Raw genomic sequence first — 15,970 nt, forward strand, 5'->3', positions numbered from 1 at the left:
GACGCTCAGAGCGCCATCAGCTCCTCTTCCTTCGCCTTGACCACGGCGTCGACATCCTTCACCGCGCGATCGGTGAGCTTCTGGATCTCGTCGTCGATGCGGCGGTCGTCGTCCTCGGTAATGAGCTTTTCCTTGAGCAGGTCCTTGACCTGCTGCAGGGCGTCGCGACGCACGTTGCGGATCGCGATCTTGGCGTTTTCGCCCTCGTGGCCGACGTGCCTGGCCAGCTCCCTGCGGCGCTCCTCGGTGAGCGCGGGCATGTTCAGGCGGATCACGGTGCCGGCGGTGGTCGGCGTGATGCCCAGGTCGGAGGCCATCAGCGCCTTCTCGATCGGCGCCACCATGGTTTTTTCCCACGGCGTGATGATGATCGTGCGCGCGTCGGACAGCGAGACCGAGGCGACCTGGGGCAACGGCATGTCCGAGCCGTAGTAGGACACCTTGATGCCGTCCACCAGCGCCGTGCTGGCGCGGCCGGTGCGGATGCGGGTGAGGTCGTGCTTGAGTGATTCGATGCTCTTGCCCATGCGGGTCTGGGCGTCGTTCTTGATGTCGTTGAGCATGGGCGCTTCCCGGTGGATCTGGCAACGTTCGATTATAGCAGTGGCGCGGCGTGAGGCTTGCTGCGGCGCGGTCAGCCGCCGTCGACCAGGGTGCCGATCGACTCGCCCCGCATGATCCGCATCAGGCTGCCCGGCACGGTCATGTCGTAAATGCGCAGCGGCATGCCATGGTCGCGGCACAGCGCGATGGCGGCGGTGTCCATCACCTGCAGGTTGCGCTGGATCACGTCGCCGTAGGTGAGCTGCTCGTAGCGGGTGGCGTCGGCGTGGCGCGCCGGGTCGGCGGTGTACACGCCATCCACCTTGGTCGCCTTCAGCAGCAGGTCGGCGCCGATTTCCACCGCGCGCAGCGCGGCGGCGGAATCGGTGGTGAAGAACGGATTGCCGGTGCCGGCGGCGAACAGCACGATGCGGCCTTTCTCGATGTGGCGGATCGCACGGCGGCGGATATAGTCCTCGGCCACGTCGTGGATCTGGATCGCGCTCATCACCCGCGCGTAGCCGCCGCGTTTTTCGATCGCATCGGCCATCGCCAGCGCGTTCATCACCGTGGCCAGCATGCCCATGTGGTCGCCGGTGACCCGGTCCATGCCGGCCGCGGCGAGGCCGGCGCCGCGGAAGATGTTGCCGCCGCCGATCACCACGCCCACCTCCACGCCGGCGCGGCGCACCTCGATGATCTCGTCGGCGAGCCGGCCGATCACCTTCGGGTCGATGCCGTAGTCGGCATCGCCCATCAGCGCTTCACCGGAGAGCTTGAGCAGGATGCGGCGGTACTTGGGCTGGTCGCTCATGGGGTCTCCGGATTGTGTGGGGCAAACCGGCGCATTGTAGCTGAGAGCCGGGGGCGGGACGAGGAGCGGAAGGCAGGAAGCGGCCGGTCCGCGTCCGGAAACGAACAGGGCCGCGGTTTCCCGCGACCCTGTTCGAAGCGCTGCCCTTTCTGAAAGTCCGGCCACGGACGGCCGGTTTTCACCGTCAGGGATGACGGGTCACATTACCTCAAGCCGGCCTGCTTCATCACTTCGGCGGCGAAGTCCTCTTCCACCTTCTCGATGCCTTCGCCGACGGCCAGGCGAGCCACCGAGACCACGTCGGCGCCTTCCTTCTTCAGCGCCTCGGCCACGCTCACGTTGGTGTCCAGCACGTAGGGCTGGCCGAGCAGGGTGACCTCGGAGACGATCTTGTGGACCTTGCCGGAGACGATCTTCTCCAGGATGTCGGCGGGCTTGTTCTTTTCCTTGTCCGACATGGCGGCCAGCGCGATTTCCTTTTCCTTGGCGAGGAAGTCGGCCGGCACGTCCTCGGCACGGACATAGGCCGGGTTCATCGCGGCGACGTGCATCGCGATGCCCTTGGCCAGTTCGCCGGAACCGCCCTTGAGCGCCACCAGCACGCCGATGCGGCCGCCGTGGATGTAGCTGCCGATGATGCCGTCGGTGGAGACGCGGGCCAGGCGGCGCACGTCGATCTTCTCGCCGATGGTGGCGATCAGCGCCTTGGCGGCTTCTTCCACGTTGGTGGCGCCCGGGTAGGCGGCCGCTTTCAGCGCGTCGATGTCGGCGGCGCCGGAGTTCAGCGCGACGTCGGCGACGGTGTCGCTGAATTTCAGGAAGCTGGCGTCCTTGGCGACGAAGTCGGTCTCGCAGTTGATCTCGACCAGCACGGCCTTGCCCGGGGCCTGGGCGGCCACGATGCGGCCTTCGGCGGCGACGCGGCTGGCCTTCTTGTCGGCCTTGGCCAGGCCGGACTTGCGCAGCCATTCCATCGCGACTTCGATGTCGCCGTTGTTCTCGACCAGCGCCTTCTTGCATTCCATCATGCCGGCGCCGGACCGCTCGCGCAGCTCCTTGACCAGTTGTGCGGAAATATTGCTCATCGTCAATCCTCTGAATGCGTCAGTTGCGCGGCGGCGATGGAGCGCCACCGCGCGGTTATCGCGTGCGGATGCGACGGCGGCGCCGGGCCGCCGGCGCCGCGCTTACTTGGCGGCAGGCGCGCCGTCGTTGCGCGGGCCGCGGCCGCCGTCACGGCCGCCATCGCGGCGCGGGGCGCTCTTGCGCGGGGCGGCGTCGCGGCGCGGAGCCGGCTTGCGATCGACCTTGGCGACCGGGTTGCCTTCCTCGTCCAGCTCGACGAAGTCGTTGGCGTCGCCCTGGGCGGCGGCCGGCGCGGCGGCCTTGCCTTCGAGGATCGAGTCGGCGGCGGCGCGGGCGTACAGCTGGATCGCGCGGATCGCGTCGTCATTGCCCGGGATGGCGTAGTCGACCAGCTCCGGGTTGTAGTTGGTGTCGACCACCGCGATCACCGGGATGCCGAGCTTCTTGGCTTCCTGCACGGCAATGTCTTCGTGGCCGATGTCGATCACGAACAGCGCGTCGGGCAGGCGGTTCATGTCCTTGATGCCGCCCAGCGAGGCCTGCAGCTTGTCGCGCTCGCGGCGACGGGCCAGCACTTCGTGCTTGACCAGCTTCTCGAAGCTGCCGTCGGTCTCGGCCGCTTCCAGCTCCTTCAGGCGCGAAACGGACTGCTTCACGGTGCGGAAGTTGGTCAGCATGCCGCCGAGCCAGCGCGAGGTGACGAACGGCATGCCGGCGCGGGCGGCCTCTTCGGCCAGCGGCTCGCGCGCCGAGCGCTTGGTGCCGACGAACAGGACGGTGCCGCGCTTTTGCGCCAGACCCGACAGGAAGTTCATCGCGTCGGTGAACAGCGGCAGGGTCTTTTCGAGGTTGATGATGTGGATCTTGCCGCGGGCACCGAAGATGTACGGGGCCATCTTCGGGTTCCAGTAACGGGTCTGGTGACCGAAATGGACGCCGGCTTCGAGCATCTGGCGCATGGTGACTTGGGCCATGGGTGTAACTCCGATTGTTGAGCCTGGTGACAGGCTCGGGGGTTGGGACCTCCACGCATCCCCGGCTTCGACCGCGACTGGCCCGGTTTCACTGATGGGCGAGGCGCGGCACCCCGAAGGCGGTGCCGATGCGTGTGTGGCGTTGGTTGGGTGTTGTACCGCTGGGGGTTACAATCCCGGTTCGCTTTGCGCTGGCCGGGCCGTCAAGACGGGCCGGTCAGGTCTGCAAAACTCCGAAATTGTAGCCGGTCCGCCGGCAGCGCGGCAAGTTGCTGGATTTCCTGGGCTTCTGTCGCCATATGAAGTGGAATCCATGGCCATTACCCTGAAATCCCCCGCCGACCTCGAAGGCATGCGCGTCGCCGGCAAGCTGGCGGCCGAAGTGCTGGCGATGCTCAAGGAGTACGTCAAGCCCGGCGTCACCACCGAGGAACTGGACCGGCGCGCCTACGAGCACATCGTCAAGGTGCAGAAGGCGATCCCCGCCAACGTCGGCTACCACGGCTTCCCCAAGACCCTGTGCACCTCGGTCAACCACGTGATCTGCCATGGCATCCCGAACGAGGGCAAGGTGCTCAAGGACGGCGACATCGTCAACCTCGACGTCACCGTGATCAAGGACGGCTGGCACGGCGACACCAGCCGCATGTACATCGCCGGCGCCCCTTCGGTGCTGGCCAAACGGCTGGTCGACACCACCTTCGAGGCGATGATGCGCGGTATCCAGGCGGTGCGCCCGGGCGCCACGCTGGGCGACATCGGCCACGCGATCCAGCAGCATGCCGAGGCGGCCGGCTTTTCGGTGGTGCGTGAGTATTGCGGCCACGGCATCGGCAAGGTCTACCACGACGAGCCGCAGGTGCTGCACTACGGCAAGCCCGGTATCGGCGTCGAGCTGAAGAAGGGCATGACCTTCACCATCGAGCCGATGATCAACGCCGGCAAGCCGCATACCCGCCAGCTGCCGGACGGCTGGACGGTGGTGACCAAGGACCACTCGCTGTCGGCGCAGTGGGAACACACCATCGCCGTCACCGACGACGGCTTCGAGATCCTCACGCCCTGGCCGGATGCCTGATGGAGGGATATGGGGAATAGGGAATGGGAAGACCCGGATGTCGCCGCGGCGTGGCAGACTGGCTTTTCCCATTCCCTATTTCCCATTTCCTGTTCCTTTCGCAATGAGCGTCGTGCTGCCGCCACTCCCCCGTCTGCCGACAGCCGTGCCGCGCTCGGGCGTGTCGGCGGAGGCGCGGCAGGCGTTGCGGCAGCTGCTGGGCGACGTCGACCGCATGCTGGCCACCGCGTTTCGCGATGGCGCCGACGCCAGCGTGCTGGCGCGACGCCGCGGCGAGTCGGTGGCGCGCATCGTGGCGCACGTGTGGACCGCCTGCCTTGGCGATGTGACCGGGGCGGCGCTGTTCGCGGTCGGCGGCTTCGGCCGTGGCTTGCTGTTTCCGTATTCGGACGTGGACCTGCTGGCGCTGGTGCAGTCGCCGGAACCGGCGCGCCTGCGCGCGCTGGAACAGTTTTTCGCCACGCTGTGGGACGTCGGCCTGAAGGTTGGCCACGCGGTGCGCGATCCTGTGCAGTGCCGCGCGCTGGCCGCGCAGGACGCCAGCGTGTTCACCAGCCTGCTGGATGCGCGCCGGCTGGCCGGCGATGCGGCGTTCGACGCGCAACTCAAGACCATCGTGGAGGACCCGGCGCTGTGGCCGCCGCAGGAATACCTGGCCGCCCGGCTGGCCGAACGCAATGCGCGGCACGCACGCTACGACGATACCGCCTACAACCTGGAGCCGAACCTCAAGGACGGCCCGGGCGGCCTGCGCACGCTCGACTCCCTGCGCTGGATGGGGCAGCGGCTGGCGCATGCGGACGACCTGGCCGACATGGTGGCCGAAGGCCTGCTCGACCCGGCCGAACAGGCCTTGCTGGAACAGTCCGAAGCGGTCTTGCGCCGCTACCGCTATGCGCTGCACCTGGAGGCCGGGCGCCCCGAGGAACGATTGCTGTTCGACTACCAGCGCGCGCTGGCCGCGCGGCTGGGCTTCGAGGACGAGCACGCGAAGAATCTCGGCGTCGAGCAGTTCATGCAAGGTTATTACCGCGCCGCCAGCCAGGTCGAGCGGCTCGGCATGCAGGTGGCCGAGCGCTTCGAGGAGATGCTGGAGCCGCCGGGCGAAGCGGTTCCGGTGGGCAGGGATTTCGTGCGCTACGGCAAGCGCCTGGCGGCGGTCGACCCGCATTTGTTCATGCGCCGGCCGGCCGCCCTGGTGGAAATCTTCATCGCGCGGATGGACCAGTCCGGCGTGGCCGGCTTCAGCGCTGACACCATGCGCCGCATCCACCAGGCCACCGCCGCGCATGGCGATGCGCTGGCCGACGACGGCGAGGTGCTGGCCGCCTTCCTGCGGCTGCTGCGCCGTGGCGCGCCGGCGGTGGAGGCGCTGTGGCGGATGAACCGGCACGGCCTGCTGGCGGCGATCCTGCCCGCGTTCGGCAAGGTGTTCGGGCGCATGCAGTACGACCTGTTCCACGTCTACACGGTCGACGAACACACCCTGCGCGTGCTGCGCAACCTTGCACGCTTTGCCGACCCGGCGGCACAGCGCGAATTCCCGCTGGGCTGCGAGATCTGGGCCGGCCTGCCGGTACCGGAAGTGCTGCTGCTGGCGGGGCTGTTCCATGACATCGCCAAGGGCCGCGGCGGCGACCATTCGGTGCTGGGTGAGCAGGATGCACGCGTCTTCTGCAGCCGGCTGGGCCTGCCGCCCGGCGACGTCGAACAGGTCGCCTGGCTGGTGCGCTGGCACCTGCTGATGAGCACCACCGCGCAGCGCCAGGACATCACCGATCCCGACGTGGTGCACCGGTTTGCGCAAGTCGTCGGCAATCGCGAGCGGCTCGGCCAGTTGTACCTGCTGACCATCGCCGACATCATCGGCACCAGTCCGCGGCTGTGGAACGGCTGGAAGGACCGGCTGCTGGCCGACCTTTACACCAGTACCCGCTACGCCTTGCGCAGCGACGTGGAGCTGCCGCGCGACATCGGGGCGCGCGTGCGCGAATGTTCCGAGTATGCACTCGCGCTGCTGCTGGACGAGGGGCACGCTGAAGCCGATGTGGTGCGGGTCTGGGCCGACTTCCCGCAGCTCAGCTTCCTGCGCCATCGGCCCGAGCAGATCGCCTGGCAGACCGCGGCGATCCTGCGCGCGCACGGTGCGCTGCCGCTGGTGGCGGTGCACCCGCTGTCGGTGCGCGGCAGCACCGAGCTGTTTGTCTACACGCCCGATCGCGACGGCCTGTTCGCCACCGTCACCGCGGTGCTGGACCGCTTGCGCTTCTCGGTGATGGAGTCGCGCATCCTCAGCTCGCCGACCGGGATGGCGCTGGACACCTTCCTGCTGCTCGATGCGGACAGCCAGCAGCCGGTCAGCGCGGCGCGCGCGGAGGAACTGCAGCAGCGGCTGCAGCGCGCACTGGTGCAATCGGCCGGCGTGCAGCCGAGCAAGCGCGGCCTGTCGCGCCACCAGAAACATTTCCAGATGACGCCGCAGATCAGCTTCCACGCCGCCGGCGACCGCACCCAGCTGGCCCTGGTCGGCACCGACCGCCCCGGCCTGCTGGCCGCGGTGGCGCAGGTGATGCTGGCCACCGGGGTGCGCGTGCACGACGCGCGCATCGCCACTTTCGGCGAACGCGTGGAGGATTTCTTCCAGCTCACCGACCGGCACAACGCGCCGCTCGATGCGGCCCAGCAGGATCGCCTGCTGCATGCGCTGCTGGAGCGCATCGGGCCGGCACGGGATTGACCGGCGATCCCCGCGCTATCATCGCGACCGCTGCGCGTCGCAGCGGCCACGTGTCTTTGCCATGACCTATCTGCTGATCAAGTCGCTGCATCTGCTGTTCGTCATTGCCTGGATGGCCACGGTGTTCTACCTGCCGCGGATCCTGGTGAACCTGGCCGAGGCGGCGAACGAGCCGGTGGTGCTGGCGCGGCTGCAACTGATGGGGCGGCGGCTGTACAAGTTCGGCCACAACATGTTCGGCATCGCGTTCCTGTTCGGGCTGACCCTGTGGCAGGGCTGGCGGGTGTTTCCGCAGACGTTGCCGAACGTCACCGCCGGCACGCACTGGATCGACGCCAAGCTGACCCTGGTCGCCGTGCTGCTGGCCTACTTCGTCTGGGCCGGGCGCATGCTCAAACGTAGCGAGAAGGGCGACGCGCTGCCGTCCTCGCGCGCGCTGCGCTGGCTCAACGAACCGCCGGTGCTGCTGCTGCTGGCCGTGATCTGGCTGGTGCTCGCCAAGCCTTTCTGAGGCCGCGTTGTCGTAGGAGCCCGCTTGCGGGCGGTGTTCTTGCGAATTCCGAATCCCGCGAAAAGTATCGCCCGCAAGGGGGCTCCTGCGCGCGCATGTGCATCAGTCGAGGCGGTGGTATTCGCGGTACCACGCGACGAAGCGTGTCACGCCATCCTCGATCGAGGTATTCGGCGCGTAGCCCACGTCGCGGCGCAGCGCCGTCACGTCGGCCCAGGTGTCGGGCACGTCGCCTGGCTGCATCGGCAGCAGGCGTTTTTCCACGCGGCGGCCGAAGTTCTGCTCCAGCAGTTCGATGAAGCGCAGCAGCTGCACCGGCTGGTCGTTGCCGAGGTTGTAGACGCGGTACGGCGCGTTCGAGCTGCCGGGGTTCGGCCGCTCCGCGTCGTAGGCCGGGTCCGGTTCGGCCGGATGGTCGAGCGTGCGGATCACGCCCTCGACGATGTCGTCGATATAGGTGAAGTCGCGGCTGTGGTGGCCGAAGTTGAACACGTCGATCGGTTCGCCGCGGCTGATGCGGTCGGCGAACAGCATCGGCGACATGTCCGGCCGGCCCCACGGCCCGTACACGGTGAAGAAGCGCAGGCCGGTGGTGGGCAGGCCATACAGATGGCTGTAGGTATGCGCCATCAGCTCGTTCGCCTTCTTGCTGGCGGCGTACAGGCTGACCGGATGGTCGACCGCGTCCTCCACCGCGAACGGCAGCTTGCGGTTGGCGCCGTAGACCGAGCTGGACGAGGCGTACACCAGATGCTCCACGCTGCCGTGGCGGCAGGCCTCGAGCATGTTGACGAAGCCGACCAGGTTGCTCGCCACGTAGGCCTGCGGGTTCTGCAGCGAATAGCGCACGCCGGCCTGCGCGGCGAGGTTCACCACCCGCTGCGGTGCGCATGCGGCAAACGCGTGATTCAGCGCCTCCGCGTCGGCCAGGTCGGCACGCTGGTGCGTGTAGTTCGGATGGTCGATGAAGCGCGCCAGCCGTGCTTCCTTCAGCGCCGGGTCGTAGTAGGTGTTGTGGTTGTCGACGCCGTACACCACGTCGCCGCGCGCCAGCAGGCGCTGCGCCAGCGCGGCGCCGATGAAGCCGGCGGTGCCGGTGACCAGGATGCGCATGGAGTGTCCTCGGAAGATCGGGGCATTCTACCGTCGGGCGCGGCCGGCAAGGCTGCGCCAAGTGTGGATTGACAGGCAATCCGGGCTAAACTAGCGTCTCGGCATCATCCACGAGACCCAAGGTGGCCCGCGCCTGCGCCGGCCGAGTGTGCGACATGGCAACTACCCGCTTCCACGACTGACCGCCGCCACGCCTTCGTTTTTTCGTTTACCAAAGAAAAGGGCGTCATGCCCTTTTTTGCTTTTCCAGAGAAGCTTCCATGATTGAAATCACGCTACCCGACGGCAGCAAGAGGCCGTTCGATCACCCCGTCACCGTGCAGGACGTGGCCGCCTCCATCGGCGCCGGCCTGGCCAAGGCGACTCTGGCCGGCAAGGTCGACGGACGGCTGGTCGACGCCAGCTTCGCGATCGGGCACGACGCCAGCGTGCAGATCGTCACCGAGAAGAGTCCCGAGGCACTGGAAATCCTGCGCCACTCCACCGCGCACCTGATGGGTCAGGCCGTGCAGCGGCTGTTCCCCGGCGCGCAGGTCACCATCGGCCCGGTGATCGACAACGGCTTCTACTACGACTTCGCCTACGAGCGCCCGTTCACGCCCGAGGACTTGCCGAAGATCGAGGCGGAGATGCACAAGCTCGTCGCCGAGCAACTGCCGGTGACGCGCAGCGTGAAGTCGCGCGACGAGGCGGTGGCGTTCTTCCGCGGCCTGGGCGAGAGCTACAAGGCCGAGATCATCCAGGGCATTCCCGCCGCCGAGGATCTGTCGCTGTACTCGCAGGGCGAGTTCACCGACCTGTGTCGCGGCCCGCACGTGCCGAACACCGGCAAGCTGCATTCGTTCAAGCTGATGAAGGTGGCCGGCGCGTACTGGCGTGGCGACTCCAGCAACGCAATGCTCAGCCGCATTTACGGCACCGCCTGGCTCAACGACAAGGATCTGAAGGCGTATCTGTACCAGCTGGAGGAGGCCGAGAAACGCGATCACCGCAAGCTTGGCAAGCAGCTCGACCTGTTCCACCAGCAGGAAGAAAGCCCCGGCATGGTGTTCTGGCACCCGAACGGCTGGGCGATCTGGCAGCAGGTCGAGCAGTACATGCGCGGCGTCTACAGGAAGAGCGGCTACCAGGAAGTGCGCTGCCCGATGGTGCTGGACGTGTCGTTGTGGAAGAAGTCTGGCCACTGGGACAACTACAAGGAGAACATGTTCTTCACCGAGTCGGAGAAGCACACGTTCGCGCTCAAGCCGATGAACTGCCCCGGCCACGTGCAGATCTTCAACGAGGGCTTGCGCAGCTACCGCGACCTGCCGCTGCGCTACGGCGAGTTCGGCGGCTGCCACCGCAACGAACCGTCCGGCGCGCTGCACGGCATCATGCGCGTGCGCGCGTTCACCCAGGATGATGGCCACATCTTCTGCACGCCCGGGCAGATCGAATCGGAAGTCACCGAGTTCCACCGCCAGGCCATGCAGGTGTATGCCGACTTCGGTTTCAACGATATCGATGTGGCGCTGGCCCTGCGGCCGGACAAGCGCATCGGCGGCGATGATGTGTGGGATCGTGCCGAGGCGGCGCTGCGCGGCGCGTTGTCCGCCGCCGGGGTGAAGTGGACCGAGCTGCCCGGCGAGGGCGCGTTCTACGGCCCCAAGATCGAGTACCACATGAAGGACTCGATCGGTCGCGACTGGCAGGTCGGCACCATGCAGGTCGATTTCATGATGCCCGAGCGCCTGGGCGCCGAATATGTGGACGAACACTCGCAAAAACGGCATCCGGTGATGCTGCACCGGGCCATTGTCGGCTCGATGGAGCGTTTCATCGGCATCCTGATCGAGCACCACGCCGGCCTGCTGCCGGCCTGGCTGGCCCCGCTGCAGGCGGTGGTGCTCAACATCACCGACGCGCAGGCCGGTTACGTTCGCGAGGTGACGCAAGCCCTTGTCGACAAAGGTTTCCGGGTACAATCGGATTTGCGCAACGAGAAAGTCGGCTATAAAATCCGCGAGCATACGCTGCAGAAAGTGCCTTATCTTCTCGTGGTCGGTGATCGCGAGAGGGAAAGGGGTGCCGTTTCCGTGCGTACCCGTTCCGGCGAGGACCTGGGCAGCATGCCGCTGGCCGGCTTCGTCGAACGACTGGAGACCGAAATCCGGCGCTGAGCGCCGGGCGGTCTGTTTCATCACTTCTTCTGGAGGATCGTGGTATCGCTACCACCGACAACAAGGGCAATCGTCGCAACCTGGAAATCCGCGTGCCGCGAGTGCGCGTGATTGGCGCCGACTCGGAACAGCTGGGCATCCTCAGCCGTGACGAGGCGCTGAGCCTGGCGCAGGAAGCAGGCATGGATCTGGTCGAGATCCAGCCGAACGGCGACCCCCCGGTCTGCCGCATCATGGATTACGGCAAGTTCAAGTTCGAAGCCCAGAAGAAGGCGCAGGCCGCCAAGAAGAAGCAGAAACAGGTCGAGATCAAGGAAGTGAAGTTCCGTCCGGTGACGGACGTGGGCGACTACCAGATCAAGCTGCGCAACATGCTCCGCTTCCTGGAAGAGGGCGACAAGGTCAAGGTCACCATCCGTTTCCGCGGCCGCGAGATGTCGCACCAGGACCTGGGCCAAAACCTGGCCAAGAAGATCCAGGAAGACGTCGGCGACAACGGCCAGGTCGAGTCCTTCCCGCGGCTGGAAGGGCGCCAGATGGTCATGATGATCGGCCCGAAGAAGAAGTAAGCCGAGCGTCTTTGGTAGGAGCCCGCTTGCGGGCGATGCTCTTCGCGTCGCAGGGCCTGAAGCATCGTTTCCATGGGCTGCGGGCAAGCCGCACCCTCACCTCAATCCTCTCCCGAAGGGAGAGGATGCCATCGTCAGCACTTCGTGCTGGTGTTTGGCTTTTTGAGCCCGTATAATCACCGGTTCGACCCGCCCGGATGGGTCGTGTCCCGATCGTGGCAGGACGGAAAGCGTGGCCGGACCCTCGGGTCGCGGTCGCCGCCAGATCAGTCAGAAACCGGGGCTGCCCGCGCAAGGCCGTCCCACTCAAGGAGCATCCCATGCCCAAGATCAAGACCAACCGAGCGGCTGCGAAGCGTTTTCGCAAGACCGCGTCGGGCAAGATCAAGTGCGGCCACGCATTCAAGTCGCACATCCTGACCAAGAAGTCGACCAAGCAGAAGCGTGGTCTCCGTGCCCCGAACCACCTCAAGGCGTGTGATGCGCCCGGCGTGGCTCGCATGCTGCCGTACTTGTGAGGAGATAGACCATGGCTCGTGTAAAGCGTGGTGTCACCGCACGTCGTCGTCACAAGAAAATCATCGGCCGCGCCAAGGGCTATTACAACGCCCGCCGCAAGGTCTTCCGCGTTGCCAACCAGGCCGTGGTCAAGGCCGGCCAGTACGCGTACATCGGCCGCAAGCAGCGCAAGCGCCAGTTCCGTGCACTGTGGATCGTGCGCATCAACGCTGCTGCGCGCATGTTCGGCCTGTCCTACAGCCGCCTGATCAATGGCCTCTCCAAGGCCGGCATCACGGTCGACCGCAAGGTTCTCGCTGATATCGCCGTGCACGACATCAAGGCGTTTGGGGCCATTGCTGACAAGGCGAAGGCTGCCCTGGCTGCTTGATCGTCGCTTGCGACGATAGAATGCGAATCAAGCGGGGAGGAGGCCACACGCCTCCTCCCCGTTTTCGTTTTTGGACGTCCGAACCGGGATTGCACCGATGGATGATTTGGAACGCCAGGCCGCGCAGGCGCTGGCCGATATCGACAAGGCCGACACGCTGGAGGCGCTCGACGCGCTGCGCGTCGCACTGCTGGGCAAGAGCGGCGTCGTCACCGCTGCACTGAAGACGCTGGGTGCACTGGCGCCGGAGGAGCGCAAGGCGCGCGGCGCCGAGGTGAACAAGGTGAAGGACTGCCTTGCCGACGCGCTGGCGGTGCGCAAGCAGTTGCTGGAGCAGGCCGAGCTGGATCGCCGGCTCGCGTCCGAATCCATCGACATCTCGCTGCCCGGCCGCGACGGCGAGCGCGGCGGCATCCACCCGGTCACCCGTGCGCTGGAACGCATCGCATCGATCTTCGCGCGGCTCGGCTACCAGCGTGCCGATGGCCCGGAGATCGAGGACGACTGGCACAACTTCGAGGCGCTGAACTTCCCGCCGCACCATCCGGCGCGCGCCATGCACGACACCTTCTACTTCGGTGACGGTCGCCTGCTGCGCACGCATACGTCACCGGTGCAGATCCGCAGCATGGCCGGGCGCCAGCCGCCGATCCGCATCATCGCGCCGGGCAAGGTCTACCGCAGCGATTCGGACCAGACCCACTCGCCGATGTTCCACCAGATCGAAGGCCTGCTGGTCGACGAGACCTCCAGCTTCGCCGACCTGAAAGGCACGCTGGCCGAGTTCATCCGCGCGTTCTTCGAGCGCGACTTCGAGATGCGCTTCCGCCCCAGCTACTTCCCGTTCACCGAACCTTCGGCCGAAGTGGATATCCGCTGGGATGCCGAAGATGGTTCGACGCGCTGGCTCGAAGTACTGGGCTGCGGCATGGTCCATCCGAACGTGCTGAAGAACTGCGGCATCGACCCGGAACGCTACACCGGTTTCGCCTTCGGCCTCGGTGTCGAACGCTTCGCGATGCTGCGCTACGGCGTGTCCGACCTGCGCGCGTTCTTCGAGAACGACCTGCGTTTCCTCAGGCAGTTTGCCTGATCGCATCCGGGAATCCACGAGCATGAAATTTTCCGAGAACTGGCTGCGCGAGCTGGTCGAGATCCAGGCCGACCGCGCCGAGCTGGCCCATGCGTTGACCATGGCCGGGCTGGAAGTGGAAGAACTCACCCCGCTGGGTGACGGCCTGGCTGGCGTGGTGGTGGCCAGGATCGTCGCCGCCGAGAAGCATCCCGAAGCCGACCGCCTGCAGGTATGCAAGGTTGACGCGGGGCAGGGCGAGCCGCTGCAGATCGTCTGCGGCGCGCCGAATGCGCGAGTCGGCATCAACGTGCCGCTGGCCACCATCGGCGCCACCTTGCCTGGCGGCATCCGCATCAAGGCGGCCAGGCTGCGCGGCGTGGAGTCGTTCGGCATGCTGTGCTCGGCGAAGGAGCTGGGCATCGACACCGACGCCTCCGGCTTGCTGGAGTTGCCGACGGATGCGCCAGTCGGCCAGCCGCTGGCCGGCTACCTCGGCCTGCCCGACGCCAGCTTCGAATTGAAGCTGACGCCGAACCGCCCCGATTGCCTGGGCCTGGTCGGCCTGGCCCACGACGTGGCCGCGCTGTTCGGCAGCACGGTGAGGCTGCCGGCATCGGCGACGGTGCCCGTGACCAGCAACGCGCGTCGCGGCATCCGCCTGGAGGCAGGCAAGGACGCGCCGCGCTACCTCGGTCGCATCATCGAAGGCGTGGACCCGGCGGCGCGCTCGCCGCTGTGGCTGGCCGAGCGCCTGCGTCGCGCCGGCCTGCGCCCGATCAGCGCGGTGGTCGACGTCACCAACTACGTGATGCTGGAGCTGGGCCAGCCGCTGCACGCGTTCGACAACGACACGCTGGAAGGCGACATCATCGTGCGCCACGCGCACGCTGGCGAAACGCTGAAGCTGCTCGACGGCAACGAGGCGAAGCTGGACGAGAGCTTCGTGCTGATCGCCGACGAGAAGAAGGCGCTGGCCGTGGCTGGCGTGATGGGCGGCCACGACTCGCGCGTCAGCGACGCCACGCGCAACGTTTTCCTGGAATCCGCGCACTTCGCGCCGGCCGCGATCATGGGCCGCGCACGCAAGCTGGGCCTGCACACCGATGCCTCGCACCGCTTCGAGCGCGGCGTCGACCCCGAGCTGCCGCGCCGCGCCCTGGAGCGCGCCAGTGAGCTGCTGCTGGCGATCGCCGGCGGCCAAGCCGGCCCGGTGCTGGCGGCAGAGAACCCGGCCGATCTGCCGATGCCGGCTCCGGTCGCCTTGCGCCGCGTGCGCCTGCAGCGCGTGCTCGGCGTGGACGTGGCCGAGGCCGAGGTGGCGCGCATCTTCACCGCGCTGGGCATGCAGGTGGCAACGACCGCCGACGGCTGGCGGGTTACCGCGCCGAGCAGCCGTTTCGACATCGAGCGCGAGGAGGACCTGATCGAGGAGGTCGCGCGCATCTTCGGCTACGACAACATCCCCACCGCGACGCCGGCCGGCGCGCTGACCCTGGCGATCGAGCCGGAGGCGCGCATCAACGAACTGGCGTTGCGCGAACAACTGGCCGCACGCGGCTATCACGAGGCGATCAACCTGTCGTTCGTGGCAGCGGAGTTGCTGGCGGGCTGGGGTTTCACCGAGCACCTGGTGCCGCTGGCCAATCCGTTGTCGGCCGACCTGGCGGTGATGCGACCCTCGCTGTTGCCGGGGCTGGTCGAGGCGCTGCGCCACAATCGCGCGCGCCAGCAAGAGCGGGTGCGGCTGTTCGAGGTTGCGCGGGTATTTGCTGAGGGCAACCCGCCGGTGGAAACCCCGAGCCTGGCCATCGTGGCCTGTGGCGCTGCCCGTGCCGAGCAGTGGGGCGAGCCGTCGCGGGTGCCGGATTTCTTCGATCTCAAGGGCGACCTGGACGCACTGATCGCCTGGGGCGGCGAGCCCTGGCGCTGGTCGGTGCATGCCGATGACCTGCCGGGCTGGCTGCACCCGGGGCGCGGCGCCCGGGTGGCGCGGGATGGCCTCACCGTGGGCTACCTGGGCGCATTGCACCCGCAATTGGCCAAGGCGCTCGATCTGGGCCCGGACGTGCACGTGCTGGAGCTGGCGCTGGAGCCGCTGCTGACCCGTCGCCTGCCCCGGGCGCAGGCGGTACCCCGGTTCCCGGCCGTGCGCCGCGACATCGCGGTGGACCTGCCCGAAGCGGTCCGTTGGTCACAAATCGAGCAGGTGGTTCGCGGCACGCTGGGCGAACGGCTGAGGGAATTGCGCCTGTTTGACCGTTACCGCGGCAAGGGAGTCGAAGCAGGCCGAAAAAGTCTCGCTATGGGCTTGATTTTGCAGGACGCTTCACGCACGCTTACCGACGACGACGCGGACCGTTGCGTACGTGATGCGATAGCTGCGTTGGAGCAATCATGCAAGGCAAAGCTGCGAGGGTGA

At 67.0% G+C, this 15,970-nt stretch carries 14 protein-coding genes; 9 read left to right on the forward strand and 5 right to left on the reverse strand.

Translation table 11 applies throughout. The annotated features are described in order from the left end of the window. Window positions 1-5: 5 nt before the first annotated feature. The 4 genes from frr to rpsB form a co-directional block, all read right to left on the reverse strand. Window positions 6-563, reverse strand: coding sequence for a ribosome recycling factor (gene frr / locus R2APBS1_RS05080; protein ID WP_007512040.1), 558 nt, complete (start codon window positions 561-563; stop codon window positions 6-8). A 71-nt stretch (window positions 564-634) separates the two neighbouring features. After that, window positions 635-1,357: a UMP kinase gene (pyrH, locus tag R2APBS1_RS05085; protein ID WP_007512042.1), complete on the reverse strand. Its 723-nt coding sequence runs from the start codon at window positions 1,355-1,357 to the stop codon at window positions 635-637. Between the two features lie 203 nt (window positions 1,358-1,560). Continuing rightward, a complete protein-coding gene (tsf, locus tag R2APBS1_RS05090) occupies window positions 1,561-2,442 on the reverse strand; it encodes a translation elongation factor Ts (protein ID WP_015447107.1) in 882 nt (293 codons plus the stop codon). A gap of 102 nt (window positions 2,443-2,544) precedes the next feature. Further along, window positions 2,545-3,417: a 30S ribosomal protein S2 gene (gene rpsB / locus R2APBS1_RS05095; protein WP_007512047.1), complete on the reverse strand. Its 873-nt coding sequence runs from the start codon at window positions 3,415-3,417 to the stop codon at window positions 2,545-2,547. Between the two features lie 313 nt (window positions 3,418-3,730). On the opposite strand from rpsB, the gene map reads away from it, so the two are divergent. The 3 genes from map (at window position 3,731) to R2APBS1_RS05110 (ending at window position 7,743) form a co-directional block, all read left to right on the forward strand. Next, window positions 3,731-4,495 (forward strand): type I methionyl aminopeptidase, encoded by a 765-nt coding sequence (gene map, locus R2APBS1_RS05100; RefSeq protein WP_007512049.1) that lies wholly within the window; start codon window positions 3,731-3,733, stop codon window positions 4,493-4,495. 103 nt (window positions 4,496-4,598) lie between these two features. Further along, entirely contained in the window at window positions 4,599-7,232 is a 2,634-nt protein-coding gene (gene glnD / locus R2APBS1_RS05105) for a [protein-PII] uridylyltransferase (RefSeq protein WP_015447108.1), read from the forward strand. 61 nt (window positions 7,233-7,293) lie between these two features. After that, window positions 7,294-7,743: a CopD family protein gene (locus tag R2APBS1_RS05110; protein ID WP_015447109.1), complete on the forward strand. Its 450-nt coding sequence runs from the start codon at window positions 7,294-7,296 to the stop codon at window positions 7,741-7,743. 102 nt (window positions 7,744-7,845) lie between these two features. On the opposite strand, the gene R2APBS1_RS05115 is transcribed toward R2APBS1_RS05110, so the two are convergent. Next, window positions 7,846-8,856: an NAD-dependent epimerase gene (locus tag R2APBS1_RS05115; RefSeq protein WP_015447110.1), complete on the reverse strand. Its 1,011-nt coding sequence runs from the start codon at window positions 8,854-8,856 to the stop codon at window positions 7,846-7,848. Between the two features lie 260 nt (window positions 8,857-9,116). On the opposite strand from R2APBS1_RS05115, the gene thrS reads away from it, so the two are divergent. The 6 genes from thrS (at window position 9,117) to pheT (ending at window position 15,970) form a co-directional block, all read left to right on the forward strand. Further along, window positions 9,117-11,018 carry a threonine--tRNA ligase gene (gene thrS / locus R2APBS1_RS05120; protein ID WP_015447111.1) on the forward strand — a complete coding sequence of 634 codons (1,902 nt, stop codon included), beginning with the start codon at window positions 9,117-9,119 and terminating at the stop codon, window positions 11,016-11,018. 44 nt (window positions 11,019-11,062) lie between these two features. After that, entirely contained in the window at window positions 11,063-11,587 is a 525-nt protein-coding gene (gene infC / locus R2APBS1_RS05125) for a translation initiation factor IF-3 (protein ID WP_304412458.1), read from the forward strand. Window positions 11,588-11,907: 320 nt separating this feature from the next. Further along, a complete protein-coding gene (gene rpmI, locus R2APBS1_RS05130; RefSeq protein WP_007512063.1) occupies window positions 11,908-12,105 on the forward strand; it encodes a 50S ribosomal protein L35 in 198 nt (65 codons plus the stop codon). Window positions 12,106-12,116: 11 nt separating this feature from the next. After that, window positions 12,117-12,476, forward strand: coding sequence for a 50S ribosomal protein L20 (rplT, locus tag R2APBS1_RS05135; protein WP_007512065.1), 360 nt, complete (start codon window positions 12,117-12,119; stop codon window positions 12,474-12,476). Window positions 12,477-12,573: 97 nt separating this feature from the next. Then, window positions 12,574-13,569 carry a phenylalanine--tRNA ligase subunit alpha gene (gene pheS / locus R2APBS1_RS05140; protein WP_007512067.1) on the forward strand — a complete coding sequence of 332 codons (996 nt, stop codon included), beginning with the start codon at window positions 12,574-12,576 and terminating at the stop codon, window positions 13,567-13,569. A 22-nt stretch (window positions 13,570-13,591) separates the two neighbouring features. After that, window positions 13,592-15,970, forward strand: a complete 2,379-nt coding sequence (gene pheT / locus R2APBS1_RS05145) for a phenylalanine--tRNA ligase subunit beta (protein WP_015447113.1) — start codon at window positions 13,592-13,594, stop codon at window positions 15,968-15,970.

Origin of the sequence: Rhodanobacter denitrificans, assembly GCF_000230695.2 — a bacterium.
GTDB classification, from domain to species: domain Bacteria; phylum Pseudomonadota; class Gammaproteobacteria; order Xanthomonadales; family Rhodanobacteraceae; genus Rhodanobacter; species Rhodanobacter denitrificans.